The organism is Pseudomonas sp. SWRI50 (assembly GCF_014269095.1).
Classification (GTDB): Bacteria; Pseudomonadota; Gammaproteobacteria; order Pseudomonadales; family Pseudomonadaceae; genus Aquipseudomonas; species Aquipseudomonas kermanshahensis.
Window position 1 is genome coordinate 286,187 of the sequence record NZ_JABWRW010000002.1, and the last position, 25,474, is coordinate 311,660.

19 protein-coding genes are annotated in these 25,474 nt (G+C 62.4%); 10 read left to right on the top strand and 9 right to left on the bottom strand.

What is annotated here, in order from left to right; genetic code table 11:
* The first annotated feature begins 254 nt into the window (after positions 1-254).
* The 5 genes from fdnG to HU750_RS03570 are packed head-to-tail and all read left to right on the top strand — an operon-like array spanning position 255 to position 6,666.
* Entirely contained in the window at positions 255-3,305 is a 3,051-nt protein-coding gene (gene fdnG / locus HU750_RS03550; protein WP_081717572.1) for a formate dehydrogenase-N subunit alpha, read from the top strand.
* A gap of 13 nt (positions 3,306-3,318) precedes the next feature.
* A complete protein-coding gene (gene fdxH, locus HU750_RS03555) occupies positions 3,319-4,203 on the top strand; it encodes a formate dehydrogenase subunit beta (RefSeq protein WP_027596742.1) in 885 nt (294 codons plus the stop codon).
* Complete coding sequence (locus HU750_RS03560) at positions 4,200-4,835, top strand: formate dehydrogenase subunit gamma (RefSeq protein ID WP_099429468.1); 636 nt, start codon at positions 4,200-4,202, stop codon at positions 4,833-4,835. Before fdxH ends, HU750_RS03560 begins: the two co-directional genes overlap by 4 nt.
* On the top strand, positions 4,832-5,734 hold the full coding sequence (fdhE, locus tag HU750_RS03565; protein WP_186676792.1) for a formate dehydrogenase accessory protein FdhE: 903 nt from the start codon (positions 4,832-4,834) through the stop codon (positions 5,732-5,734). Before HU750_RS03560 ends, fdhE begins: the two co-directional genes overlap by 4 nt.
* Before the next feature lie 56 nt (positions 5,735-5,790).
* On the top strand, positions 5,791-6,666 hold the full coding sequence (locus HU750_RS03570; RefSeq protein ID WP_186676794.1) for an AEC family transporter: 876 nt from the start codon (positions 5,791-5,793) through the stop codon (positions 6,664-6,666).
* 146 nt (positions 6,667-6,812) lie between these two features.
* On the opposite strand, the gene HU750_RS03575 is transcribed toward HU750_RS03570, so the two are convergent.
* From HU750_RS03575 to HU750_RS03595, 5 genes are all read right to left on the bottom strand, one after another.
* The gene (locus HU750_RS03575) at positions 6,813-7,946 is read right to left on the bottom strand and encodes an HlyD family secretion protein (protein WP_186676797.1); all 1,134 of its coding nucleotides are present in this window, start codon (positions 7,944-7,946) and stop codon (positions 6,813-6,815) included.
* Positions 7,946-9,592, bottom strand: coding sequence for an MFS transporter (locus HU750_RS03580; RefSeq protein WP_186676801.1), 1,647 nt, complete (start codon positions 9,590-9,592; stop codon positions 7,946-7,948). The genes HU750_RS03575 and HU750_RS03580 overlap by 1 nt, the downstream gene beginning before the upstream one ends.
* Before the next feature lie 68 nt (positions 9,593-9,660).
* Positions 9,661-10,236 carry a molybdenum cofactor guanylyltransferase MobA gene (gene mobA / locus HU750_RS03585; protein ID WP_186676805.1) on the bottom strand — a complete coding sequence of 192 codons (576 nt, stop codon included), beginning with the start codon at positions 10,234-10,236 and terminating at the stop codon, positions 9,661-9,663.
* 61 nt (positions 10,237-10,297) lie between these two features.
* Positions 10,298-13,426 carry a multidrug efflux RND transporter permease subunit gene (locus HU750_RS03590; protein ID WP_027596749.1) on the bottom strand — a complete coding sequence of 1,043 codons (3,129 nt, stop codon included), beginning with the start codon at positions 13,424-13,426 and terminating at the stop codon, positions 10,298-10,300.
* 11 nt (positions 13,427-13,437) lie between these two features.
* Positions 13,438-14,625: an efflux RND transporter periplasmic adaptor subunit gene (locus tag HU750_RS03595; RefSeq protein ID WP_099429461.1), complete on the bottom strand. Its 1,188-nt coding sequence runs from the start codon at positions 14,623-14,625 to the stop codon at positions 13,438-13,440.
* A gap of 157 nt (positions 14,626-14,782) precedes the next feature.
* On the opposite strand from HU750_RS03595, the gene HU750_RS03600 reads away from it, so the two are divergent.
* A complete protein-coding gene (locus HU750_RS03600) occupies positions 14,783-15,484 on the top strand; it encodes a response regulator (protein WP_027596751.1) in 702 nt (233 codons plus the stop codon).
* A gap of 6 nt (positions 15,485-15,490) precedes the next feature.
* Positions 15,491-16,792 carry an ATP-binding protein gene (locus tag HU750_RS03605; protein ID WP_186676807.1) on the top strand — a complete coding sequence of 434 codons (1,302 nt, stop codon included), beginning with the start codon at positions 15,491-15,493 and terminating at the stop codon, positions 16,790-16,792.
* Positions 16,793-16,891: 99 nt separating this feature from the next.
* On the opposite strand, the gene HU750_RS27395 is transcribed toward HU750_RS03605, so the two are convergent.
* On the bottom strand, positions 16,892-18,607 hold the full coding sequence (locus HU750_RS27395; RefSeq protein WP_186676809.1) for a M12 family metallo-peptidase: 1,716 nt from the start codon (positions 18,605-18,607) through the stop codon (positions 16,892-16,894).
* A gap of 336 nt (positions 18,608-18,943) precedes the next feature.
* Here HU750_RS27395 and HU750_RS03615 point away from each other — a divergent pair, with 336 nt between their 5' ends.
* Together HU750_RS03615 and ilvA are read left to right on the top strand one after the other, a co-directional pair.
* Positions 18,944-19,375: a PACE efflux transporter gene (locus HU750_RS03615; protein ID WP_027596753.1), complete on the top strand. Its 432-nt coding sequence runs from the start codon at positions 18,944-18,946 to the stop codon at positions 19,373-19,375.
* A gap of 181 nt (positions 19,376-19,556) precedes the next feature.
* Positions 19,557-21,119, top strand: a complete 1,563-nt coding sequence (gene ilvA, locus HU750_RS03620) for a threonine ammonia-lyase, biosynthetic (protein WP_027596754.1) — start codon at positions 19,557-19,559, stop codon at positions 21,117-21,119.
* Between the two features lie 120 nt (positions 21,120-21,239).
* On the opposite strand, the gene HU750_RS03625 is transcribed toward ilvA, so the two are convergent.
* Positions 21,240-22,421: a DUF8534 domain-containing protein gene (locus tag HU750_RS03625; protein ID WP_186676812.1), complete on the bottom strand. Its 1,182-nt coding sequence runs from the start codon at positions 22,419-22,421 to the stop codon at positions 21,240-21,242.
* Positions 22,422-22,723: 302 nt separating this feature from the next.
* Here HU750_RS03625 and HU750_RS03630 point away from each other — a divergent pair, with 302 nt between their 5' ends.
* On the top strand, positions 22,724-22,957 hold the full coding sequence (locus HU750_RS03630) for an RHS repeat-associated core domain-containing protein (RefSeq protein WP_225935647.1): 234 nt from the start codon (positions 22,724-22,726) through the stop codon (positions 22,955-22,957).
* Between the two features lie 132 nt (positions 22,958-23,089).
* Here the strand turns inward: HU750_RS03630 and HU750_RS03635 are convergent, their stop codons facing one another.
* Positions 23,090-23,557, bottom strand: coding sequence for a VOC family protein (locus HU750_RS03635; protein WP_099429457.1), 468 nt, complete (start codon positions 23,555-23,557; stop codon positions 23,090-23,092).
* A 109-nt stretch (positions 23,558-23,666) separates the two neighbouring features.
* Entirely contained in the window at positions 23,667-25,286 is a 1,620-nt protein-coding gene (locus tag HU750_RS03640; RefSeq protein WP_186676814.1) for an NADP-dependent glyceraldehyde-3-phosphate dehydrogenase, read from the bottom strand.
* Positions 25,287-25,474: the final 188 nt, after the last annotated feature.

The window sequence follows — 25,474 nt, forward strand, 5'->3', positions numbered from 1 at the left end:
AGCCGCTCAATTGGTCCCTGCGGCATCCTGCCACTACAATGGCGGGCGCGGCCCGCAAGGGGCGCCTTGATAAACGTGTGATGCCGCTGTCCATTTAGTAGTTGCAAAAGAAGTTGCGTTTTTATAACGCGCTGTAGATTTCTATTGCCCCTGGCTTGTGCCCGTCACCGAATTAGAACGACCAGCCGATAACACCCGTTGATAAGTAACGCCTGTGTGCCCGGTATTTAACCGGGCCGAGATGAGGAGATCCCATGGCACTTGGCAGACGACAATTTTTCAAACTGTGCACGGCCGGTGCGGCGGCAGCGACCACCGTGTCGCTGGGCTTTGCCCCGGCAGTGGCCAATGCCAGCCAGTCACGCCAATACAAGCTGTTGCGCGCCAAAGAGACCCGCAACAACTGCACCTACTGCTCGGTAGGCTGCGGCATCCTCATGTACAGCCTGGGCGACGGCGCGAAAAACGCCAAGGCACGCATCTTCCACATCGAAGGCGACCCGGACCACCCGGTCAGCCGAGGTTCGCTGTGCCCGAAAGGGGCAGGGCTGGTGGACTACATCCACAGCGAACAGCGCCTGCTGTACCCGGAGTACCGCGCGCCAGGCTCGGACACGTGGCAGCGGATCACCTGGGACCATGCCATCGAGCGCATCGCCCGGCTGATGAAGGCTGACCGCGACGCCAACTTCATCGAGAAAAACGCCAAGGGCGTTACCGTCAATCGTTGGCTGTCCACCGGCATGCTGTGTTCTTCGGCGGCCAGCAGCGAAACCGGCTCGCTCGACCAGCGCTTTACCCGCGCCCTGGGTATCCTCGGTACCGACAGCCAGGCGCGGGTTTGCCACGCCCCGACGGTGTCGGCGCTGGCACCCACCTTTGGCCGTGGCGCCATGACCAACAACTGGGTGGACATCAAGAATGCCAACGTCGTACTGATCATGGGCGGCAACCCCGCCGAGGCGCACCCGGTAGGCTTCAAATGGGTGATCGAGGCGAAGATCCGCAACGGTGCCAAGGTGATCGTCGTCGACCCGCGCTTCAACCGTAGCGCTGCAGTGGCCGACCTGTATTCGCCCATTCGCGCAGGCTCCGACATCACCTTCCTGATGGGGGTGGTCAACTACCTGATCAGCCATGACCGTATCCAGCACGAGTACGTGCGCGCCTACACTAATGCCAGCCTGATCGTGCGCAGCGACTACAGTTTCGACGACGGCCTGTTCAGCGGCTACGACGCCAACACCCGGCGCTACGATCGCAGCTCGTGGGCCTATGAACTCGACGAGCAGGGCTTTGCCAAACGTGACGTGACGCTTAGCCACCCGCGCTGCGTGTACAACCTGCTCAAGCAGCATGTGAGCCGCTACACCCCGGAGCGGGTCAGCGAGCTGTGCGGTACGCCAAAGGACGACTTCCTGCAGATCTGCGAAATCCTTGCCAGCACCAGCGCACCGGACAAGACCGCCACCTTCCTCTATGCCCTGGGCTGGACCCACCACACCACGGGCGCCCAGATGATTCGCGGCTCGGGCATGATCCAACTGCTGCTGGGCAACATCGGCATGGCTGGTGGCGGCGTCAACGCCCTGCGCGGGCACTCCAACATCCAGGGCTACACCGACCTGGGGCTGCTGTCGCAACGCCTGCCGGGTTATATGAACCTGCCGTCCGACAACCAGACCACGGTCGAGACCTACCTGAAAGAAACCACGCCCAGCGCCCAGCTGCCCGGGCAGGTCAACTACTACCAGCACACGCCCAAATTTTTCATCAGCCTGATGAAGAGCCTGTGGGGCGACAAGGCCACCCCTGAGAACAACTGGGGCTTCGACTGGTTGCCCAAGTGGGACGACAGCTACGACGTACTCAACTATTCCAACCGCATGTATGAAGGCAAGGTCAACGGCTACATTGCCCAGGGCTTCAACCCGATCGCGGCCTTCCCGGACAAGAACAAGGCCGCCGAGGCCTTGGCCAAGCTCAAGTTCCTGGTAATCATCGACCCGCTGGCGACCGAGACGTCGAGCTTCTGGCAGAACCACGGAGAGTCCAACGACGTCGACCCCGCGGCGATCCAGACCGAGGTCTTCCGCCTGCCTTCCAGCTGCTTTGCCGAGGAAAACGGCTCGATCGTCAACTCCAGCCGCTGGCTGCAATGGCACTGGGCCGGGGCGGCCCCGCCCGGTGAGGCCTGGCACGATGGCAAGATCCTCGGCCACCTGTTCATGAAGCTGCGCGAGCTGTACCGCGACGAGGGCGGCGTATGCCCCGAGCCTGTGTTGAACATGGCCTGGGACTACAAGAACCCCTACGATCCAGAGCCAGAAGAAGTCGCCAAAGAGTCCAACGGCTACGCCCTGGCGGACCTGCATGACGACAAGGGCAACCTGGTGCTGCGCAAAGGCCAGTTGCTGGACAACTTCGCCCAATTGCGCGATGACGGCAGCACCGCCTGCTTCAACTGGGTGTTCGCCGGCTCCTGGACCGAGGCCGGCAACCAGATGGCCCGCCGCGACAACGCTGACAGCGGCCTGGGCTGCACCCCAGGTTGGGCGTGGGCCTGGCCGCAGAATCGGCGCATCCTTTACAACCGTGCCTCGGCCGACCCGCAGGGCAACGCCTGGGACCCCAAGCGCCAGATCATTGCCTGGGATGGCAGCCGCTGGAGCGGCAGCGATGTCCCGGACTATCCCGTAACCGCCGCGCCAGGCAGCAACGTCAACCCGTTCATCATGCTGCCCGAAGGAGTAGGCCGGTTGTTCTCGGTTGGCGCCATGAACGATGGGCCGTTCCCTGAGCATTACGAACCGATCGAAAGCCCACTGGCGTCCAACCCGCTGCACCCCAATGTCAGCAAGAGCCCGACCGCACGCCTGTACGAAAGCGACCGTGCGCGGATGGGCAGCCGTGAGGAGTTCCCTTACGTGGCCACCACCTATTCGATCACCGAGTTGTTCCGCCACTGGACCAAGCATTCGCGGCTCAACGCGATCATCCAGCCCGAGCAGTTCATCGAGATCGGCGAAGTGCTGGCCAAGGAAAAAGGCATCGTCCAGGGCGACCTGGTGCGGGTCAGCACCAAGCGCGGCTACATCAAGGCCAAGGCGGTAGTGACCAAGCGGGTCCAGCGGCTAGAGGTCGCCGGCCAGATGGTCGACACCATCGGCATCCCGTGCCACTGGGGCTTCGAGGGTGCCACCCGCAAAGGCTTCCTGGCCAACACGCTGACCCCGGGGGTGGGTGACTCCAACACCAATACCCCGGAATACAAGGCGTTCCTGGTGAACGTGGAAAAGGCCTGACGGAGCGACGCACATGTCCCTGCAATCCCAAGACATCATTCGCCGTTCGGCGACCAACGCCTTCACCCCTGCGCCGCGTGCCCGCGATCACCAGGCCGAGGTGGCCAAGCTGATCGACGTCAGCATCTGCATCGGCTGCAAGGCCTGCCAAGTGGCCTGCAACGAATGGAACGACCTGCGTGACGAGGTAGGCCACAACGTCGGCGTGTACGACAACCCGGCCGACCTCACGCCAGACACCTGGACGCTGATGCGGTTTGACGAGCACCAGGACGAAAGCGGCAAGCTGGAGTGGCTGATCCGCAAGGATGGCTGCATGCATTGCGCCGACCCGGGCTGCCTCAAGGCGTGCCCGCAACCGGGGGCGATCATCCAGTACGCCAACGGTATCGTCGATTTCCAGTCCGAGCATTGCATCGGCTGCGGCTACTGCGTGGCCGGTTGCCCGTTCGATGTACCGCGCATCAGCAAGAAGGACAACAAGGCTTACAAGTGCACGTTGTGCGTTGATCGGGTCAGCGTCGGCCAGGAACCGGCCTGCGTGAAAACCTGCCCGACCGGCGCGATCAACTTCGGCAGCAAGGCTGACATGCTGGTGCAGGCCGAAGAACGCGTGAGTGAACTGCAAGGCCGCGGCTTCGCCGGTGCCGGCATTTACGACCCGCAGGCCGTCGGTGGCACCCATGTGTTCTACGTGCTGCAACACGCCGACAAGCCGCAGCTGTACCACAAGCTCAACCCAGACCCGCGCATCAGCAGTGCGATCGAGGGCTGGAAAGGCTGGCTCAAACCGGTAGCCGCCGCGGCATTCTTCGCCACCCTGGCGGGCACGGTGTTCCACTACATCGGCGTTGGCCCCAACGAAGTCGAGGAAGACGACAAGGAGACCCTGGTATGAACAAGGACCGATTGATTCTGCGCACGCGCTTCATCGACCGGGCCAGCCACTGGTTCATGGTCATCTGCTTCTTCCTGGTGGCGATGTCGGGGCTGTCTTGGTTTTTCCCGTCGTTGAACTGGCTGAATGGCGTGTTTGGCACACCGCAGCTGGCGCGCATCCTTCACCCGTTTTTCGGGGTGGTGGTGTTCGTGGTGCTGATGTTCCTGTTCGTGCGCTTCGTCAGGTACAACCTGCCCGAGCGTGAAGACGGCATCTGGTTTCGCAACGTCAAGCGCGTGTTGGCAGGCGACCATAGCCAGCCGCTGCGCATCGGCAAATACAACGCCGGTCAGAAGATCCTGTTCTGGGGGATCATGGGCCTGATCACCTTGCTGATGCTCAGTGGCGTGATCATCTGGCGGCCGTGGTTTGCCGACTACTTCAGCATCCCGCTGATTCGGATTGCCTTGTTTACCCACGCACTGGCAGGCATCTCGCTGATCCTGTTGATCATCGGCCATGCGTACCTGGCGTTCTGGGTGAAAGGTTCGATTCGCGGCATGATCACCGGCTATGTCTCACGCAGTTGGGCCAAGTCGCACCACGATCGCTGGTATCAGCAGATCAACAGCAAGAGCGAGAAGAAATGAGCAGCATCAAACTGACGGCGGTCGAGCAGCCCACCGGGGGCGTGGGCACCATCAGCGCCTTGTTGCTGCCGCAACTGGACCAGCACTTCGCCAAGCGCGCGGCGCGCTTGCGTCACTTGGCACAGGGGCATGAGCACGCCGACTATTTGGAGTTCGCCGCCACCATCGCGCAGGCCCAGCAGCGTTTGCTCGATCATTTTCCCGTGCCGGCCAACGTGCTTGAGGCACTGACTGAGCGGCTGGGCGCAGAGGCGCCATTATCGACGCAGTTGCACTCAGGTTACTGGCAGCAAATGCTCGAGCATCTGCTCGAGGACCTGCGCACTGAAGCCAGCGACCCGGTATGCGCGGCCCTGGACAGGCTCGCCGCGCTGAGCGCCGATCAGCGCGAAGCCTGCGCCCAAGACTTGCTGCAGGGCCAATATGGCAAGGTGAACAGCGGCGAGGCGGTGTTTTTGTGGGCCGCCCTGGGGCTGTACTTCGTGCAACTGGCTGCGGCCTTGCCGGCGCATGCGCATGCGGCAGTGGGCGAGCATCGCCAGTTCTGCCCAGTGTGCGCCAGCGCGCCGGTGGCCAGCGTCATCCTCACTGGCAAGCGTGCTGGGCTGCGCTACCTGCATTGCGGGTTGTGCGAGAGTCGCTGGCACATGGTGCGGGTAAAGTGCAGCAACTGCGAGCACACCGGTAAGCTGGACTATTGGTCGCTGGAGCGTCAGGACAGTGCGGTCAAGGCGGAAAGCTGCGGTGACTGCGAAAGCTACCTGAAGGCCTTTTATTACGAGCACGACCCGGCACTGGAGCCTGTCGCCGATGACCTGGCCTCCTTGCAGTTGGATGCCGAGCTTGAAGGGCAAGGCTTTGCCCGTAGCAGTATCAACCCATTTATGTTTCCGGGTTGAAGCAGCGTAGGACTGCGGCATACTGACGCCTTTCGCACACCAGGAAGGTAAGGCTCATGCTGGCATCGTTGTTCGCCGTTCTGGCACCTGTGTTCATCGTTGCCGGCATTGGTTTTGCCTGGGCCCGCAAAGGCTTGGACTACCCCACTGAGTTCATCGCCAGGCTGGTGATGACGGTCGGCACACCGTCGCTGGTACTGTCGACCTTGAGCCGCACGGAACTGGACCCGACGGCATTTACCAGCATGGCGCTGGCCTGCCTGTTGTGCACGTTGGGCATGGCCCTGGCAGGCCTGCTGGTCAGCCGTGCCTCGGGGCAACACTGGCGTGTGCTACTGCCGGCGTTCATGTTTCCCAACACCGGCAACATGGGCCTGCCGATCAGCCTGTATGCCTTCGGCGAGCACGGCCTGGCCCTGGCGGTGGCGTTTTTCCTGACCCTGTCGATCGTGCAGTTCACGGTCGGCATGGCCATCTCCGGCACGGCAGCTTCGTTCAAGGCGCTGGTCCGCAACCCCATTGTGATCAGCCTGGCGGGTGCGATGCCCATCATCTTTCTGGATTTCGAATTGCCGCGTTGGTTGGCCAACACGGTGAACCTGCTCGGCGGTATGACCATCCCGCTGATGCTACTGACCCTGGGCGTTTCGCTGGCCAGCATTCGCCTGCGCCATGTGGGCAGCGGGATGCTGCTGGGTGGTTTGCGCATCGGCCTGGGCGCGGGGGTGGGGTGGGCGGTTGGCGTGGCCTTGGGCATGGATACGCTGGAGCGTGCGGTATTGATGGTGCAATCGGCGATGCCGGTGGCGGTGTTCAATTACCTCATGGCCGTGCGCGCCAACCGCTCGCCGGAGCAGGTGGCGAACCTGGTGATGTGTTCAACGGTGCTGTCATTCGCCTGGCTGCCGATTGTGCTGGCGGGGTGGATGTAGGAGGCCGCTACGCGGCTCATCGCTGGCAAGCCAGCTCCCACCCGAACGATGTAGCCTCCCAGTCTAGCGCCGCACCTGTGGGAGCTGGCTTGCCGGCGATGGGCTGCACAGCAGCCCCACATATTGCAGCGCAGGCAAGTTGGACTTTACTGCGCATCCCGGGTGTCGATGCTGACCACCACCGACATCCCTGGCCGCAACCGCTTCGCCTCTGGCTGGTCGGCATCCACGGTGATGCGCACCGGGATCCGCTGGGCAATCTTGACGAAGTTGCCGGTGGCGTTGTCGGCCTGCAGCAGGGCGAATTCGGAGCCGGTGGCCGGCGAAATCTGCTGCACATGGCCGTACAGCTTCTGGTGGTTCAGCGCATCCACGGTGAAACTCACCGGCTGGCCGATGCGCACCGCGGCCATCTGGGTTTCCTTCATGTTGGCGATTACCCACAGGGTATCAGGCACCAGCGCCATCAGTTGCGCACCGGAATTCACGTAGGCCCCCAGGCGCGTGCCGATCTGCCCCAGCTGGCCATCACGTGGGGCGGTCACGCGGGTGTTGTCGAGGTCGATACGGGCGAGCTCGACGGCGGCCTTGGCATTTTCCACCGAGGCCTGCAACGCGGCCCGGTTGACCACCACGGTTTCCCGGTCCTGCCGGGCGATTTCCAGGGCAGCCTTGGCCTGAGCCAGGCTGGCGACAGCAGCCGCCTGGCTGGCACGGGCAAGGTCCAGCTCGCGGCGCGACACCGAACCGTCGCTGACCAGCGCCTGGTTACGGCTGAGGTCGGCCTTGGCCTTGGCCGCCTGGGCCGTTGCATCGCCGATGGCCGCCTGGCGCTGGGCAATGGTGGCTTCGGCGCTGTTGCGTTGCTGCAGGTTATTGGCCAGTGCCGCCTGCTGCTGTTGCAACTGGGCGATGGCCTGGGCCAGGCGTTGCTTATAGATGCGGTCGTCCAGTTGCACCAGCAGGTCGCCTGCCTTGACGAACTGGAAGTCATGCACCGGCACATCGACGATATAACCACTCAGTTGCGGGCCGATGATCGTCACCTGGCCGCGCACCAGTGCGTTTTCGGTGCTCTCGATGGCACTGCCGAACGGGGGCAGGCGCCAGGCGTAGAGCACCAGCAGGATGCCGGCCAGGGCCACACAGGCAAAACTGATCGACGACAGGATGCGCATCCGGCGCGAGCGTACCGGGCTGGTCGGTTCACTGGGCGGCGGCGTGCCCTCTGGAGTTTCAGCAAGGGCAGTGGTGGTGGTCGTGCGGGTTTCGTCGGTCATCAGGTAGGCGCGCCGCGGCTAGAGTCAGGGAAGGTGGCCTTGCGGGCCGTGTACCAGAGCCAGGTGCTGCGGATGCAGATCCAGATCATGGTCAGGATAGCGATGCTGCCGATCAGCATGAACACATCGTTGTAGGCCATCACGTTGGCCTCGCGGGTGGCCGCACTGGCCAGCACGCGCATGCCGGCCTCGCTGCGCAGCGCGGGGTCGGCAAGCAGGCCGGCATACCCGCCACCGCCGCTTTGCACCCGGGCGTTGACCAGGGGTTCGAGGTAGCTGAGGCGGTCCATCAGGTGGCTGGAGTGGAATTTCTCGCGCCAAGTCTGGAAGGTGCCGAGCAGCGCCGCGCCAATCAGGCCGCCGAGGTTGTTGCAGATGCCGAACAGCACCGAAAAGCTCACCAGGTTGCGCGGGTTGGCGCGCACATGGCTGATGCCCAGGGCCATCGACGGGCCCAGGAAGAACGTGCTGCCGAAGGCCAGCAGGAACTGGCTCAGGTACATCTGCGCCGGGCGCGTGAGGTTGCTTGAACTGCTGTCCATGAACGCCCCGGTGGCCATCGCCAGCAGCGACACCAGCAACGGGATCACCAGGTGCTTGGGGTCGATGGTCAGGGCGCTGGTTGCCAGGCCCGCCACTGCACCCAACAACATGATCGCGTACAGCGTGCGCATCTGCTCGCTGCCCATGTTCAACACTTGCAGAAAACCGACCGCGCCGGTGGACTGCTCCGAGGTGACCATGCGGATCAGAATCACGCACAGGGCCAGGCGGATGATCGTGCCGCTGCCCAGCCAGCGGGTCATCAGCAGCGGGTTCTGGCGATTGTGCTCGATGGCCAGCCCACTGAATATCAGGCCAATCGACGCGGCCAGTGCCACACCGATCCAGGGCGTTTCCAGCCACCAGTCAATGCGCCCCAGCGACAGCGCGGCGCAGAGCAGGGCGGTGCCGCTGGCCATCAGGGTGAAGGTGAGAAAATCCAGTGGCTCGAAGGTCTTGAAGCGGTCGCCCGGTGGCAACTTGAGCATCAGCACGCAGCCCAGTGCGGCCAACGCCAAGCCGAGTTCGAACAGGTATAGCCCGCGCCATTCGGCGATCTGCAGCAAGTCTTCAGAGAACAGCCGCGCCAGCGGCAAGGCCAATTGCGATGCGCCCAAGCCCAGCACCATGGCCTTGAGCCGCCACTGCGCGGGGAACGCCTGGATCATGTAGTACAGGCCCAGCGAACTCAGCGCGGCGCCAACCATGCCATGGGCGGCGCGCACGGCAATTGCCGAGTTGAGGTCATTGACGAACAGGTGGCCAAAGGTGACCAGCGCATAAAGCACCAGGAACACTTCGGTGAAGGCACGCAGGCCGAACTGCTGGCGAAACTTGACCAGCAGCAGGTTGATGGACACGTTGGTCATCACATAGGCGGCCGGCAGCCAGGCCATTTCGGCGCTGGTCGCCCCCAGCGCACCCTGCAGGAACACCAGGTTGGCTGTTACCAGCGCGTTACCCAACCCACCGGTGATCGCCACCAACAGGCCCACCAGGCCAAAGGCCAGGCGTTTGGCGGGCGAGTGCAAAGGCGTGGACGGCGATCCGGGCAGGCTGGGTTTTTCGTGGGGGAGCCACTGGCGGGGAGCGTATTTGTCCATGGGCAGACTTTACGTGAGGGGCTGGGGCATTAACACCGTCTGGGCTCAAGTTTGCCGTGCGGCGTGCGTCAGTTTTGCAGTGTTTCCGGGCTATTGAAGTTGCTCAAACGCGGATCATCCTCGGCACACACCAGCGCTTGCACAGCCCCTTTCAGCAGGGCCTTCTGCAAGCTTCGCTCATTGGCCGCCCACGCCTGCTCCAGCACCGGCAACACCTTGCGCGGCAGCACACTGAACATCGGCTGCCAGTAGCCTGCCTGGCGCACCATCGCCGCACTGTCGCCGGCCACCGCCAGCCGCAGCAGGTCCTCGATCAACGGCCGATCAATCAGCGGTGCATCGCAGGCCAGCACCACCACCCATGCGTGCCGCGCCGCCGCCAGGCCTGCGATCACCCCGGCCAACGGCCCAGGGAAATCGGGGGCTGCATCGCCCACCAACTGGTCAGCATAGGCTCGATAGGCGTCCTGGTTGCGGTTGCAGGAAATGATCAGGTCATCGCTCAGCGGGCGTACCACGCGTTGCACATGCGCCACCAATGGCTCGCCTTGCCAGGCCAGCAAGCCCTTGTCGCGGCCGCCCATGCGCTGGCCGCGGCCACCGGCGAGGATGAGAATGGAACAGGGGGGCAGGGCAGCAGGCATGAAAAAGGGTTCCGGGCAGTCAATGCCAGGAACCCTCCCATGTCATGCGGTGCTTGTCCAGTCAGCGTGCGTCAAGCGCTGGAGTCGCCTCGGCTTTAGCGCCGCGACCGCGCCCGGCCAGGCGCATCACCACGACGAAGAACACCGGCACGAACACCACCGCCAGGGTGGCGCTGAGCATGCCGCCGATCACACCCGTGCCAATCGCCTGCTGGCTGGCCGAGCTGGCGCCGGTGGCGATCGCCAGGGGCACCACGCCGAGGATGAATGCCAGCGAGGTCATCACAATCGGCCGCAGACGCAGGCGGGCGGCTTGTACCGCGGCATCGACGGCATCGACACCCTGGTCCACCAAACTCTTGGCGAACTCGATGATGAGGATCGCGTTCTTGGCCGACAGGCCGATCAGGGTGATCAGGCCGACCTTGAAGAACACGTCATTGGGCATGCCCCGCAGGGTGACTGCCAGCACCGCACCGAGTACCCCAAGCGGCACCACCAGCAGTACGGCGGTGGGGATCGACCAGCTCTCGTACAACGCAGCCAGGCACAGGAACACCACCAGCAGTGACAACGCCATCAGGATCGGCGCCTGGCTGCCGGACAGCCGCTCCTGCAGCGACAGGCCGGTCCATTCCAGGCCTGCGCCGGCAGGCAGTTGCGCCACCAGGCGCTCGACTTCGGCCATGGCTTCACCCGAGCTGTAGCCTGCCGCCGGTTCACCGGAGATCGACACCGCCGGGTAACCGTTGTAGCGGGTCAGCTGCACCGGGCCGCTGACCCACTTCGCCTGGACGAAGGCCGCCAGCGGCACCATCTTGCCACTGCTGTTGCGCACATGGATTTTCAGCAGGTCTTCGACCTGGCTACGCTGGTCGCCTTCGGCTTGCACCACCACCCGTTGCATACGGCCCTGGTTGGGGAAGTCGTTGACGTAGCTGGAGCCGACGGCGGTATCCAGCACCGCGCCGATGTCGGCGAACGACACCCCCAGGGCATTGGCCTGGCGACGGTCGATTTCCAGTTGCACCTGCGGGCTTTCGGCCAGCGACGCTTCGCGCACGTTGGTCAGCACCTTGCTTTTGCCTGCACCCGCCAGCAACGCATCGCGGGCGGCCATCAGCGCGGTGTGGCCCATGCCGCCACGGTCCTGCAGACGGAACTCAAAACCGGTCGACTCGCCCAGGCCATCGATGGGCGGTGGCAGCACGGCGTAGGCCACGGCGTCCTTGAGCTGAGTGAAGGCCATCGTGGCGCGGTCGGCAATCGACTGGGCGCTGTCATCGGCACCGCGCTCGGACCAATCCTTGAGCGTGGTGAACGCCAGTGCCGCGTTCTGCCCACTGCCAGAGAAGCTGAAGCCGAGGATCAGCGTGGTGTTGCCGACACCGGGTTCCTCTGCGTTGTGCGCTTCGATCTGCGCCGCTACTTGCTCGGTGCGCATGCGGCTGGCGCCTGGCGGCAGCTGGATGTCGGTGATGGTGTAGCCCTGGTCTTCGGTGGGCAAGAACGCCGTGGGCAGTTGGCTGAAGCCATAGCCCAGCACGGCCAGCAGCACGCCGTACACCAGCAGGTAGCGACCGCTGCGCTTGAGCGCTTGCACCACCCAGCGCTGATAGCCGTTGCTCATGCTGTCGAAGCGTCGGTTGAACCAGCCGAAGAAGCCCTTGCGCTCGTGGTGCTCGCCTTTGCCCAACGGTTTGAGCAAAGTCGCGCACAGTGCTGGGGTCAGGCTCAGGGCGAGAAACGCCGAGAACAGGATCGACACCGCCATGGACACCGAGAACTGCTGGTAGATCACGCCCACCGACCCTTTCATGAAGGCCATCGGCAGGAACACGGCCACCAGCACCAGGGTAATGCCGACAATCGCCCCGCTGATCTGGCCCATGGCCTTGCGCGTGGCTTCCTTGGGCGGCAGGCCTTCTTCGGCCATGATCCGCTCGACGTTTTCCACCACCACGATGGCGTCGTCGACCAGAATGCCGATGGCCAGGACCATACCGAACAGGGTCAGCACGTTGACCGAGAAGCCCATGGCCAGCATCACGGCGAAGGTGCCCATCAGCGCCACCGGCACTACCAGGGTCGGGATCAGCGTGTAGCGCAGGTTCTGCAGGAACAGGAACATCACCGCGAACACCAGCAGCATGGCTTCGAACAGCGTGTTGATCACCTGCTGGATCGACACTTTGACGAAGGGCGAGGTGTCATACGGGATGTCGTATTTGACGCCTTCCGGGAAGTAGCGCGACAACTCCTGCATCTTGGCCCGCACCAGGTCGGCGGTTTCCATGGCGTTGGCGCCGGGGGCCAGCTGTACGCTGAATGCGGTTGCGGGTTTGCCGTTAAGGCGCGTGCCGTACTGGTACTCCTGGGCGCCGATCTCGACCCGGGCGACATCGCCGACGGTCACCGTGGAGCCGTCCGCGTTGGCGCGCAGGACAATGGCCGCGAACTCCTCTGGCGTGCTCAGCTGGCCCTTGACCAGCACGTTGGCGGTGATTTCCTGGGTGCCGCGGGCGGGCAGGTCACCAATACTGCCTGGGGCGACCTGGGCGTTTTGCGCGGCGATGGCATCAGCCACATCGTTAGGCGTGAGGTTGAAACCGATTAGCTTGCTCGGGTCGATCCAGATCCGCATGGCACGCTCAGAACCATACAGCTGAGCCTTGCCGACGCCCTTCAGGCGGCGGATCTCGTTCATCACGTTGCGCGCGAGAATATCCGACAGAGCGGTTTCGTCGAGCTTGCCGTCCTCCGAAGTCAGGGTGGCCAGCAGCAGGAAGCCGGTGGACACCTTCTCCACCTGCAGGCCTTGCTGGGTCACGGGGCGAGGCAGGCGTGACTCGACCACCTTGAGGCGGTTCTGCACATCGACCTGGGCCAGGTCCGGGTGCGTGCCAGGTTCGAAGGTGGCGGTGATGGTGGCGCTGCCCAGGCTGCTTTGCGACTCGAAATACAGCAGATTGTCGGCGCCGTTGAGTTCCTGCTCGATCAGGCTGACCACGCTCTCGTCCATGGTCGCCGCTGAGGCGCCTGGGTACACGGCGTAGATTTCCACTTGCGGCGGGGCCACGTTGGGGTACTGGGCCACCGGCAATTGCGGAATGGCCAAGGCGCCAGCGAGCAGGATGAACAGCGCGACCACCCAAGCGAACACGGGGCGGTCAATGAAAAAGTGCGGCATCAATCAGCCCCTCACTGGCGGTTGTGCTGTGCGATCGGCGGCGCGCCGGGCGCTGTGCCCTGGCTCGCTTCGACCTGCACCTGGTCGCCGGCCTTGACGTGTTGCAGGCCTTCGATAACCACTTGTTCACCGGGCGCCAGGCCTTCGCTGACCACCCAGCGGTCGCCCTGGGCGCTGCCCAGCACGACCTGGCGGTCGCTGACGCGGGCCTGCGGGTCGACCACCAGCACTTTCGGCACACCGGCGCTGTCGCGCAGGATGGCGCGCTGCGGCACGCTGAGGCCTTTGGGTTGCACCGCTTGTTCCAGGCGCACGCGCACGTAGCTGCCCGGCAGCAGGTCGAGGTCCGGGTTGGGGAACTCGCTGCGCAGTGTGATCTGGTTGGTGCTCGGGTCGACGCTGATGTCAGAGAACAGCAGCTTGCCGGGCAGCGGGTAGGCGCTGCCGTCGTCCTGAATCAGCGTGGCGCGAGCCTGGCCGTCGCCGACCTGTTGCAGCTCGCCGGCTCGCAGGGCACGGCGCAGGGCGTTGAGCTCGCGGGTCGACTGGGTAACGTCGGCATGAATCGGGTCCAGTTGCTGGATGGTGGCCAGGGGTGTGGTCTCGTTCTGCCCGACCAGCGCACCCTCAGTCACCAGTGCTCGGCCGATGCGTCCGGAAATCGGCGCGGTCACCGTGGCATACCCCAGGTTAAGGCGCGCGCGCTCCAGGGCGGCCTTGGCCTCGGCAACTTCGGCGTCAGCCTGCAGGAAGCTGGCCCGAGCATTGTCGTACTCCTGGCGGCTCACGGCCTTGTCGTCGACCAGCTCGCGGTAGCGTTGCTCTTGCAGGCGCGCTTGATACAGGTTGGCCTGGGCCTTGGCCAGGGTGGCGCGGGCGCTGTCGTGGTCGGCCTTGAACGGCGCCGGGTCGATGAGGAACAGCACGTCGCCTTGCTTGACGTCGCTGCCCTCGCGGTAGACCCGCTTGAGCACCACGCCAGCTACACGTGCGCGCACCTCCGCAGTCCGCGGTGCCAGGATACGGCCGCTGAGTTCGCTGCTGATGGCCAGCGGCTGCAGTTGCAGGGTTTCGACGCGCACCTGCGGGGTGGGCTCTTTTTCGTCCTGCTCGGCGCTGTCGCCACAGCCGGCCAGGGATATGCTCAGAAACGCCAGAAGCGCCACGGGGCGCAGGCGAGGGGGGAGGCTAGTAGGCATACGGATCTTCCGATGATGACGCGGTGTATGCTACGGCAGGCGTTCCCTTGGTGGCTGTTAATACCTGTAGGGCGAGTGTGAAAAAGTGTGAAGAAGCGTCCTGCCTCGGCGCAGGATTCTATATCCTGCCTGGACTTCCTCTTGTGTCAAAGCGCTTATGCCAAACCTTTTATTGGTCGAAGACGACAGTGCCTTGTCCGAACTGATCGCCAGCTACCTGCAACGCAATGATTTCCATGTCCAGGTGATCGCCCGCGGCGACCACGTGCTGGACGCGTTTCGCCGGCAAAAGCCTGACCTGGTGATCCTCGACCTGATGCTGCCTGGCATCGATGGCCTGCAACTGTGCCGCTTGCTGCGCCAGGAATCGCAGAGCTTGCCGATCCTTATGCTGACCGCCCGTGACGACAGCCACGATCAGGTGCTGGGCCTGGAAATGGGCGCTGACGATTACGTGACCAAGCCCTGCGAGCCCCGTGTGCTGCTGGCCCGTGTGCGCACGTTGTTGCGCCGCAGCAGCGTCAATGAGCCGCGCCTGGACAGCGATTTGATCCAGATCGGCGGCCTGCGCATCGACCTGGCCGAGCGCACCGTCAGCTGGCGCGGCGAAGAGGTGGAACTGTCCAGCGGCGAGTACAACTTGCTGGTGGTGCTGGCGCGCAACGCGGGCGAAGTGCTGAACCGCGACCGCATTCTGCAGCAACTGCGCGGCATCGAGTTCAACGGCACCGACCGTTCGGTGGACGTCGCCATCTCCAAGCTGCGCCGCAAGTTCGACGACAGTGCTGGCGAGGCGCGCAAGATCAAGACCGTGTGGGGCAAAGGCTACCTGTTCAGCCGTGTCGAGTGGGAGTGCTGACCGAGCATGCTGAAGATCCTGGTGCGCCTGTACCTGCTGATCATCGTCGCCTACGCCGGTGCGCTGCTGTTCATCCCTGACTCCATCGTCGGCCTGTTCCATGAACGCTTCATGGCGTACAACCTGGACCAGACTAAAGGCGTGCAGTCGCTGATCGTCCGCCAGTTCTACCAGGCCCCGCAAGAGCAGTGGCCAGCGGTGGAGCGAGACCTGGCCGATGCCTTCGCACCGCTTGAGGTCAAGCTGCTGCGCATGGACCAGGCCGACCTCAGCGCGGATGAACGGGCCCGGCTGGAACATGGCTTGTACGCCGTGCGCATCGCAGACTGGGGTTATTACGAGACGGTGCTGGCACCGCTCGACAAGGACTGGCTGGTGCGCCTGCATGCGCCGCCTGATCCACTGGACATCAACGTGCTGTCCTGGGGCGTGACGGTGTTGATCGGTGCAGCCATGCTTGGCTGCCTGCTGCTGTGGGTGTGGCCGCACTGGCGTGACCTGGAGCGGCTCAAGGAAACCGCCCGACGCCTGGGGCAGGGGCAGATGGCCGAGCGTACGCACATCTCGTCGCATTCCAACATCGGTGAACTGGCCGGGGTGTTCGACACCATGGCCAGCGACCTGGAACGCCATGTCAACCAGCAGCGCGAGCTGCTCAATGCCGTGTCCCACGAGCTGCGCACCCCGCTGACCCGCCTGGACTTCGGCCTGGTGCTGCTGTTCGACGAAGTGCCGGCTGCCAGCCGCAAGCGGCTATTGGAGCTGGTCGGCCATGTGCGTGAACTGGATGAGCTGGTGTTGGAGCTGTTGTCCTACAGCCGTTTGTACAACGCCGACCAGGCGCGTGAGCGGGTCGAGGTATCGCTGCTGGAGCTGGTAGACAGCGTGCTGGGCAGTTTTGCCGAAGAGCTCGACAGCCGTGGTATCCAATGGGAAGTGCGGGCCGAGCGTGAACTGCCACGCTTTGTGCTCGACCCCCGGTTGACCGCGCGGGCCGTACAGAACCTAGTGCGCAACGCCATGCGTTATTGCGACGAAAGCCTGCTGCTGAGGTTGCGGCTCGAGGATGACGGTGCCTGCCTGCTGACGGTCGAGGATGACGGGATTGGTATCCCGGTCGAGGAGCGTGAGCGGATTTTCCAACCGTTCTACCGGTTGGACCGTAGCCGTGATCGCAATACCGGCGGGTTTGGCTTGGGGCTTGCAATCAGTCGACGCGCCATCGAAGGGCAGGGGGGTACACTGACGGTGGCGCAATCGGCGCTGGGCGGGGCGCAGTTCAGGATTCGTTTGCCTGCGGGTAGTTAAGCTAGCTGCGTCCGCCCTGTAGTGAAACCCACGATTACCTATGTGCATCCCAAAGGCTAATCTATTGCCTGTAGTACGGAATCTACACGGGTTATGAAATCAGGGTATGGTCTCCCACTGCTGGTTCGTGTTGGAACGGCAGAAGTCCATTGTTGGCGTATTGTTACCCTCTTCGGCAGTCAGGCAAGCGGACAGCAGTAAGTCTGAATAAATAATTTGACCTGCAGTTCGGTACCACCCAGTTTTATCCTGACGTGCTTCTGCCGCGGTGGCAGGGCAATTGGCAAAGTCTGGGCGGCGGTTATTCATTTCAAATTTCAGGCACGGTTTCCAGCCTTCGCCTGTGGCGAAATAATTCCGAATAGTCGTGTAAATACCCACCGTTTGATACTCCCAATAGCGCTGCTGCGTTTGTGCTTCACCTGGGTCATCTTCACACTTCACAAATGCGATGCCGTCTCTTGTTTGGGCCAAGCACGCTGGAAGATTCGCGTTCTTACGTTGCACACTCCTGATTTTCTTGAACGTCGGAGGCACTGGCAGGAGGGGATAGATATTGGCTATTTGATCCCGCGTTTCGTTCAAGCGCCGTGTAGCGTGCCCAGCGGCTGGGTCTCCCAATGGAATTCCCATAAGAGACCTCATGGGGTCCGAGAATTCGGGGATTGGCGCGCATGGGCTGGTTCGAGCACATCCATAACCCATTATCGTATGGAAGCCTGGGTACATATCGTGCGTCCATCCGCGAGCGTAATTGGGGTTCACCGCGCCGGGATCCGAATACCGATCATGGTGGATACCCAGATTGTGCCCAAGTTCATGCGTCAGACTATAAAGTTGTGAAATGATGGCGGTGACAGCATTGCTTTTTCCTGGGAGGATAACCCCTATTCCGCTGGAGCCTGGCTCATACTTGGCAGAGTACACGACAACCAGATCTGCACGTAGCGCATTACGCTCCTTTAGTATGTCAGCAGAAGTGGGCGTACCTGTTGTCAGTTCGCTAAATTGCTGGCCTAGTGCTTTTCCGCCTTCATCGTAGTTGGCATCATAAAAGCCCACCAAGCGGAAAGTAATGGGCGTCTGGCTGGCCTGCATGGACTGATTAGCGTCATTCAATGCTTGCGTCAGTTCAGCGCGGTTATTCGGCTTCTTGGCCCTTAGCTGATTTGTCGTGACGAACATCACGTCGATTTCACTGTAGGGGGTTGTCGCTGCCTTGGCTTTGCTTGACGCTGTCGCCCCCGGCAGCAGCGGCTTTGCATCCGTTAGGTCGTTAGACTCATCAACCTTGATCAACACATGTTGTCCCGTGCTTACAGAGTCGATTCGATAAGGCTGGCCGTCGACCAATACCCTGCCCACCAGTTTCTCTCCAACACGAACGAGTGACAGGGCGTAGAGCGGATCGTAGTCGATCTCTCCTGGAACCGATGGGTGCGCCTGCTTCCAGGCCGAGGGCACGTAACCTATCCACCCATCAAAGCCAGGGGTGATTGTACTGAAACGGCGCAATTGGAATAGAGCTGTTTTACCACTCGGTAGCGTTACCGCAAGCGCGTGATGAGTATTGCTGACGACCTCCAGGTCGGCCTTGATCAAGGTGATTTCCTGATTTTCAGGATCCGCCAGTAACGATGCCAAGTACCCGGTCGCGTTTTTCTTCAATGTCGCGCGGTCTGGTGTTGGCTCAAGCGTAAAGAGCTGTGTTGCAGTACTTGTGTTTTCGCGCTTAGTTGGTGTAACCGACGAACAGGCTGCGAGCAATGCGCACCCTGCAATAACCAGCCATGCTTTGTTGATGATCGTTTTCACATGTCCTGCTCCTATGGAAGTCCTTAGCCCATAGCAGAGCAATTTGTGCATTGATCTGTCGCCTAGCAGTAGTGCTAGGTAAACGCAGTTGATAATGAGGCCGCTCTGTGCGTAGCACAAACCGATCCTTGCCACTGCGCTTAGCCTTATACAGCGCCTGGTCGGCCTTGACCGGCATCATGGTCAGGGTCTCTGCGTTGTCCACCCGGGCAGGTTGCCCTTATTGAAATTGTCGGTGTCGATCTGCCCCAGTGCCGGTTTGCCCGCGCACGCGGCACTGGTACTCTTGTGGGCCAAATCGTGTCGTTTGGCAGATCGTTTTTCAGGGAGTTGAACATGCAAGGCAAGGCCCGCAAGATCGTCCAGGCCATTCTTTACGAAGCCATCGCTGTTGCCTGCGTGGCACCCGCGCTGGAACTGGCGTTTGGCGCCGGGATGGCTCAATCGGCGGTGTTGTCCGTCCTTATGTCAGGGATCGCCATGAGCTGGAACATGGCATTCAACTGGGGCTTCGAGCGTTGGGAGGCGCGTCAGCCGCAACGCGAACGTACCTTCATGCGCCGGGTCTTGCATGCCTTGGGCTTTGAAGGCGGGCTGGTAGTGATTTTGTTGCCGCTGGTGGCGTGGTGGCTCGATGTCAGCCTGTGGGCGGCCTTCTTGACCAACCTGGCGCTGTTCGTGTTCTTCTTCGTGTATGCGTTCGTTTTCCAGTGGGGGTTCGACAAGGTGTTCGATGTACCGCTTTCGGCGCAGCAGGCAAAGTGTTGACTTGCTGCCCTGCGGCGGGATAAGTTCCTACCCCATGAACACCTTCTCGCACGTGAACGCCATTATTATTACCGCCATTATCAGTTTGGCGGGCTAGCGCGTACGTGCACCTAACCCGCCCTGGAGGCGGGTTTTTACTCTCTGACTCCTGGGCAACGTGAAAATAGCCAAGGAGTCATCGATGACCAGCTTCAGCGCCAACCTGCGTACCCCTGTCACGCCACAGCAACTGCTGTCGGAACAGGTACGGCGTATTCTCGCTGCACCCGTGTACGACCTGGCCATCGAAACGCCGCTGCAGGCAGCGCCAGCACTGTCCGCTAGCCTGGGCAACCAAGTGTTGCTCAAGCGTGAAGACCTGCAACCCACCTTCTCGTTCAAGATCCGCGGTGCCTACACCCGCCTGTCACGGCTGACCCCCGCCCAGCGCGAGCGCGGGGTGATCACCGCGTCGGCCGGCAACCATGCCCAAGGCGTGGCGCTGGCGGCTTCGCACCTGGGGCTGAAAGCCACCATCGTCATGCCAACCACCACGCCCTCGTTGAAAGTGGAAGGGGTGCGCTCGCGCGGTGGCCATGTGGTGCTGCACGGTGAGAGCTTCCCCCATGCACTGGCCCACGCCCTGCAATTGGCCGACAGCGAAGGTGCTACCTTCGTGCCGCCGTTCGATGACCCGGACGTGATCGCCGGCCAAGGCACCGTGGCCATGGAGATCCTGCGCCAGCGCCCAGGTGCACTGGATGCGATCTTCGTCCCGGTGGGCGGTGGTGGGTTGGTGGCGGGCATTGCGGCCTACGTAAAATACCTGCGGCCCGAGGTCAAGGTGATCGGCGTCGAGCCGGAAGACTCCAACTGCCTGCAGGCTGCCTTGGCCGCGGGCGAGCGAGTGATCCTGCCGCAAGTCGGCACCTTTGCCGATGGCGTGGCGGTTGCGCAGGTGGGGGCGCACTGCTTCGAGCTGTGCCGGCACTTCGTCGATGAAGTGATCACCGTCAACAGCGACGAACTGTGCGCAGCCATCAAGGACATCTACGACGACACCCGCTCGATCACTGAACCTTCCGGTGCCCTGGCCGTGGCCGGCATCAAGAAATACGTGGCCCGCGAAGGCGTGCAGGGCCAAACCCTGGTGGCGATCGACTCCGGGGCCAACGTCAATTTCGACCGCCTGCGCCATGTGGCGGAGCGGGCCGAGCTGGGTGAGCAGCGCGAGGCGATCATCGCCGTGACCATCCCTGAGCAGCCAGGTAGTTTCCGCGCATTTTGCCAGGCACTGGGTAAACGCCAGATCACCGAGTTCAACTACCGCTATTACCCGGGCAAGGAAGCGCGTTTGTTTGTCGGGGTGCAGACGCACCCGCTGCACGACCCTCGGGAAAACCTGCTGACCAACCTCGCCGAGCAGGGTTACAGCGTACTCGATCTGACCGACAACGAACTGGCCAAGCTGCATGTGCGCCACACTGTGGGTGGGCATGCTGCGCCGGGGGCGGATGAGCGTGTGCTGCGCTTTGAATTCCCGGAGCGGCCAGGGGCACTGTTGGGCTTTCTGGAGCGGTTGGGCAAGCGCTGGAACATCAGCCTGTTCCATTACCGTAACCATGGTGCAGCGGAGGCGCGGGTATTTGCTGCGCTGGAAGTGCCAGGGGATGAGCTGGCGACGTTGCCGCAGACGCTGGATGAGATGGGCTACCGTTATTGGGATGAGACCGAAAACCCAGCGTACAAGCTGTTTCTGGGTTGATCTGTAGGAGCAGCCTTGTGCTGCGAAGAGGCCGGCGACAGCACCCTGATCTTGGTTATGTTCACTGGCCTCTTCGCAGCGTAAGGCTGCTCCTACAGGTTGCGCGTAGCGCTGGGGTGCTTAGCGCTCACGCATAAAGAAGCCCGCCACATACTTGCGGAAGGTTTCCAGGCTCTTGAAGTCGGCATAGCGCTTGAAGTTCTCGGCATCCGGCTCCGGGCCAATCGGCTGCTCCAGCAGCGACACCGAAAGCACCCGGTCCTGATCAGAGGTCAGCACCAGCTCATCCATCACCTGCCCGCCGATCACCGGTCGACGCATCTGGACCTTCACGCCTTTGCTGGCCATCCAGTCGATCAGCGACACCAACGCCTTGAGTGGCTCACGCTCTTCGTCGCGGTACACCGGGAACAGGTGGGCGCGTGACAGCACGGGCACGCTGGCGACATGGATCAGTTCGTAAAAGTGGCTGCCAGCACTAGCAGGCGAATACAGCGCCAACGCCAAGAGCGGCCCGGCTGCACGGCTGCCTCCCCAATACAGGTGGTGGCCCTGGAAGTCGAACCCGTCCTCGCTGCGGCTATTGAACAGCTTGCGCCCTTTGATCTGGTCGACGCAGTCCAGCATCAGGCCATGCCGACGATGATTGCCGAACACCGTCGCCTCGCGCAGGCGGGCCTTGAGCATCATCATGTGCTTCATGTCCAGCCGGGTTTCCAGGTAGTTGCTGGCCGGTACCCGCTCCAGCAACGGGTAGCGGCTGGCGACGCTGCGCAGCTCGGCAAACTGCCCGGTGAGGTCTTTTTTCAGGTGGGTGGCGTAGAGGTTCAAGCCACTGATCTCGATCCAGGTCAGTAGCAGCGACAACAGCCGTTGTTGTTCGCGCCGGTCAGTGCCCTCACTGCCACTGCTGTCCTGGGCCGGGCGAAAGTCACCGATAAGTCGCAATGGCGTATCGGGTGGCAGCCAGGCCGCAGGGGGGGCGGGGTCGTCTTCGCGCTCTGCGGCTTCACGCTCGTCCTTGGTGAACGGGCAGCCAGGCGCATGCTCGGCAGTGCCTGGGTTGTTTTTCAGGAACAGCGTGCCGGTGTTGCCGTTGAGGGTCACGTTCAGCACCGGCAGCGCGTCCTTGCGGCAGTCGCAGGCCAGCCATTGGTTGGCGTTACGCACCTTCATCAGCAACTGGTTGGCCTGCAGCAGGCGAGGGCCAGCGAGCGTGCCTGTGTTGAAACCGACCAGGAGCTCTTCTTCAGCGGGGGTCAGGCTGCGGACCTGCGCGGCGGTCTTATCGATGATTCGCATTAAGGGGCAGCTCCAAGCTACGAGCCTCAAGCTTCAAGCAAAGTTGAGCCGCTTTCAACCAGTTGAGTCATGTTTGCTAGCCTGGCTGGCGTTGCGGTGGATCTTCCTTTGGCCGGAGTGCCTCGCAACAAGCCAGTAGCAGTTCAGTGCCGCTTAGCTTCAGATTTGGGTACTGTCAATTCTACGAGTTGAAGATGAGCGGGTGACGCTTCAGCATGCGGCCTAAGCAAAGGAGCTAATCGGAGACGTTTGCGATGTTCCGATTTGACGATAAACGAACGCTATGATGGGCGCATGGCCAAATGAAAAGAACAGCAATACTTGCTTACGGGGGGATTTGGCCATCTGTAAATCTTTTACAGGCTTACAACGGTGAACGCTCGGACCGGGTGACGGAACGTTATCCACTGGGCAACGGCTACCGAAACTACAGCCCTCAGATTATGCGGTTTACAAGCCCCGACGGGCTTAGCCCTTTTGGCAAAGGGGGGAGGAATGCATGCATACCGCCAGAAAGACCCAATGAACAGCGTTGATCCGTCGGGACACTTCATCGTGGCCTGTTCGCCTGTATCCGGTGAGGGCAAAAGGCCCTCCGCCGGATGTTTCCCGCAGGCGCATCACAAGGCCGAGGCGCGCCCAATTAGAGCGGGTACAAAACGCGCCGCTCAGTTACCACTGAACATCTGCGCGGCGCGGGCGCGAATCTCGTCAGGGCTGAGGTCTTCCTTGTGGGTCGAGACGAACCAGATATTGCCGAACGGGTCCTTGAGGGTGCCGCTGCGGTCGCCATAGAACTGGTCCGTCACTTCGCGCAGCTGGGTGGCGCCGCATGCCAGGGCCTGGGCATAGACCTTGTCGCAGTCTTCGACATACAAGTGCAGGCCTACAGCCGCGCCCGCGAGTTTCTGGCTGGCGGTCAGGCCACCTTCCATGTCGCAGGGGTCGCCGAGCATCAGCGACGAATCGCCGATTTTCAATTCAGCATGCCCCACGCGACCGCCCGGGGCGTCGAGGCGGAACATCTCGACCGCGCCAAAGGCTTTCTTGTAGAACTCGATGGCCTTGGCGGCGTCGTTGATGCCCAAGTAGGGGGTGATGCTGTGCTGGCCTTCGGGGATGGGTTTGGCTGCCATGTTCGCTCTCCTTTGAAACGGGCGCCGGTTGGCGCCCTTTTGCTTAGAGTCGTTTGCACAGATGGAAAATCGACAGCGGCGCTAGACCGATTTTCTATAACGGCGGCCGTTAGAAGATGTAATCGGTGGTCAGGAAACTCGATTGGCGATTGCGGATGATCTCGCTGATCAGCGTTTTGTTGGCCTCCTGGAACTTGGTCGCCACCAACGTACGGATCGAGAACACGCGCAGGGCGTCATGCACCGACAAGGTGCCTTCGGCACTGTTCTTGCGGCCGTTGAATGGGTAGGTGTCTGGCCCGCGCTGGCACTGTGCGTTGATATTGATACGGCCGACCTGGTTGGCAAAGGTGTCCACCAGGCTGCCGATGGTCGCTGGGTCGTTGCCGAACAGGCTCAGTTGCTGGCCGTAGTCGGAGTCGAGCACGTAGTCAATGACGGTTTCCAGGTCGCGATAGGGCACCACTGGCACCACTGGGCCGAACTGCTCCTCGTGGTACACGCGCATGTCATGGCTCACCGGGTACAGCAGGGCGGGGTAGAAGAACGAACCGCGGCTTTGCCCACCGCCCTCGTTGATGACCCGAGCGCCCTTGGCCGTGGCATCGGCTACTAGGCCATCGAGGTAGTCGACCTTGCCCGGTTCCGGCAATGGCGTTAGCGCCACACCGGGTTCCCATGGCATGCCAGGTTTGAGCGCGGCCAGTTTGCGCTGGAACTTTTCCAGGAAGCCGTCGACCACGTCTTCGTGGACGAACAGTACCTTCAGCGCCGTGCAGCGCTGGCCGTTGAATGACAGCGCACCCGTCACGGCCTCTTCGACCGCGTTGTCCAGGTCGACCTGGGGTAGCACGATGCCGGGGTTCTTGGCGTCCAGGCCCAAGGCTGCGCGTAAGCGGTGCGGGCGCGGGTGCAGTTTTTTCAGGTCGCTGGCGGCCTTGTGGGTGCCGATGAAGGCGAACACATCGACCAGGCCGCTGGCCATCAGCGCGCTGACGGTTTCGCGGCCGCGGCCATAAATGACGTTGATCACCCCCGGTGGGAAGCTGTCGCGGAAGGCTTCGAGCAACGGGCGGATCAGTAATACGCCAAACTTGGCCGGCTTGAACACCACGGTGTTGCCCATGATCAGCGCCGGGATCAACGTGGTGAACGTTTCGTTCAGGGGGTAGTTGTAGGGCCCCATACACAATGCAACGCCCAGCGGGGCACGTCGGATCTGGCCGAGGGTGCCCTGTTCAAGCTCGAAGCGGCTGGAGCGGCGATCGAGGTCCTTGAGCGCATTGATGGTGTCGACGATGTAATCGCAGGTGCGGTCGAACTCTTTTTCCGAATCCTTGAGGTTCTTGCCGATCTCCCACATCAGCAACTTGACCACGGCCTGGCGCTGCTCACGCATGCGCGCCAGGAAGCGTTCGACGTGCTGTATGCGTTCGGCAACGCGCATCGTCGGCCAGGCGCCACGGCCCTTGTCGTAGGCCTGCACGGCAGCGTCGAGCGCGGTGAGGGCGGTGTCGGCGTCAAGCAGCGGGGCACTGCCGAGAATGACCTGGCGCTCGCCGTCGGCTTCCTTCAGCCAGACCGGGCTGCGCACCGTGGCCAGAGGGCCGTCCCAGCGCCTGAGCTGGCCGTTCACCAAATAGTCGCGTTGTTCCAGGGGGGCTTCCAGGCGCCAGGTGTCGGGGATGTTCTCGGCGGTCGGGAAAAGTGAATCGAGCAGACGGTCCATGGGTACTGCACCTCACATATCTGAGCGGAGTTCGTGCCAGGTGAAACGCTTCAGCTTCGAGCATGCACCGGTCACAGGAAAAACACCAGTCTGGCTCAATATTGCCTGCACTGCGCCGATGCAAAACTGGGCGGCCGATGCCGGCCGCCGAGTTGCAAGGCTGGCTAGCGCATCCGCGTAGGCAGCGC

Coding starts and splice junctions, on each gene's coding strand:
- fdnG (WP_081717572.1), top strand. CDS start 255: ATGGCACTTGGCAGACGACAATTTTTCAAACTGTGCACGGCCGGTGCG.
- fdxH (WP_027596742.1), top strand. CDS start 3,319: ATGTCCCTGCAATCCCAAGACATCATTCGCCGTTCGGCGACCAACGCC.
- HU750_RS03560 (WP_099429468.1), top strand. CDS start 4,200: ATGAACAAGGACCGATTGATTCTGCGCACGCGCTTCATCGACCGGGCC.
- fdhE (WP_186676792.1), top strand. CDS start 4,832: ATGAGCAGCATCAAACTGACGGCGGTCGAGCAGCCCACCGGGGGCGTG.
- HU750_RS03570 (WP_186676794.1), top strand. CDS start 5,791: ATGCTGGCATCGTTGTTCGCCGTTCTGGCACCTGTGTTCATCGTTGCC.
- HU750_RS03575 (WP_186676797.1), bottom strand. CDS start 7,946: ATGACCGACGAAACCCGCACGACCACCACCACTGCCCTTGCTGAAACT.
- HU750_RS03580 (WP_186676801.1), bottom strand. CDS start 9,592: ATGGACAAATACGCTCCCCGCCAGTGGCTCCCCCACGAAAAACCCAGC.
- mobA (WP_186676805.1), bottom strand. CDS start 10,236: ATGCCTGCTGCCCTGCCCCCCTGTTCCATTCTCATCCTCGCCGGTGGC.
- HU750_RS03590 (WP_027596749.1), bottom strand. CDS start 13,426: ATGCCGCACTTTTTCATTGACCGCCCCGTGTTCGCTTGGGTGGTCGCG.
- HU750_RS03595 (WP_099429461.1), bottom strand. CDS start 14,625: ATGCCTACTAGCCTCCCCCCTCGCCTGCGCCCCGTGGCGCTTCTGGCG.
- HU750_RS03600 (WP_027596751.1), top strand. CDS start 14,783: ATGCCAAACCTTTTATTGGTCGAAGACGACAGTGCCTTGTCCGAACTG.
- HU750_RS03605 (WP_186676807.1), top strand. CDS start 15,491: ATGCTGAAGATCCTGGTGCGCCTGTACCTGCTGATCATCGTCGCCTAC.
- HU750_RS03615 (WP_027596753.1), top strand. CDS start 18,944: ATGCAAGGCAAGGCCCGCAAGATCGTCCAGGCCATTCTTTACGAAGCC.
- ilvA (WP_027596754.1), top strand. CDS start 19,557: ATGACCAGCTTCAGCGCCAACCTGCGTACCCCTGTCACGCCACAGCAA.
- HU750_RS03625 (WP_186676812.1), bottom strand. CDS start 22,421: ATGCGAATCATCGATAAGACCGCCGCGCAGGTCCGCAGCCTGACCCCC.
- HU750_RS03630 (WP_225935647.1), top strand. CDS start 22,724: ATGAAAAGAACAGCAATACTTGCTTACGGGGGGATTTGGCCATCTGTA.
- HU750_RS03635 (WP_099429457.1), bottom strand. CDS start 23,557: ATGGCAGCCAAACCCATCCCCGAAGGCCAGCACAGCATCACCCCCTAC.
- HU750_RS03640 (WP_186676814.1), bottom strand. CDS start 25,286: ATGGACCGTCTGCTCGATTCACTTTTCCCGACCGCCGAGAACATCCCC.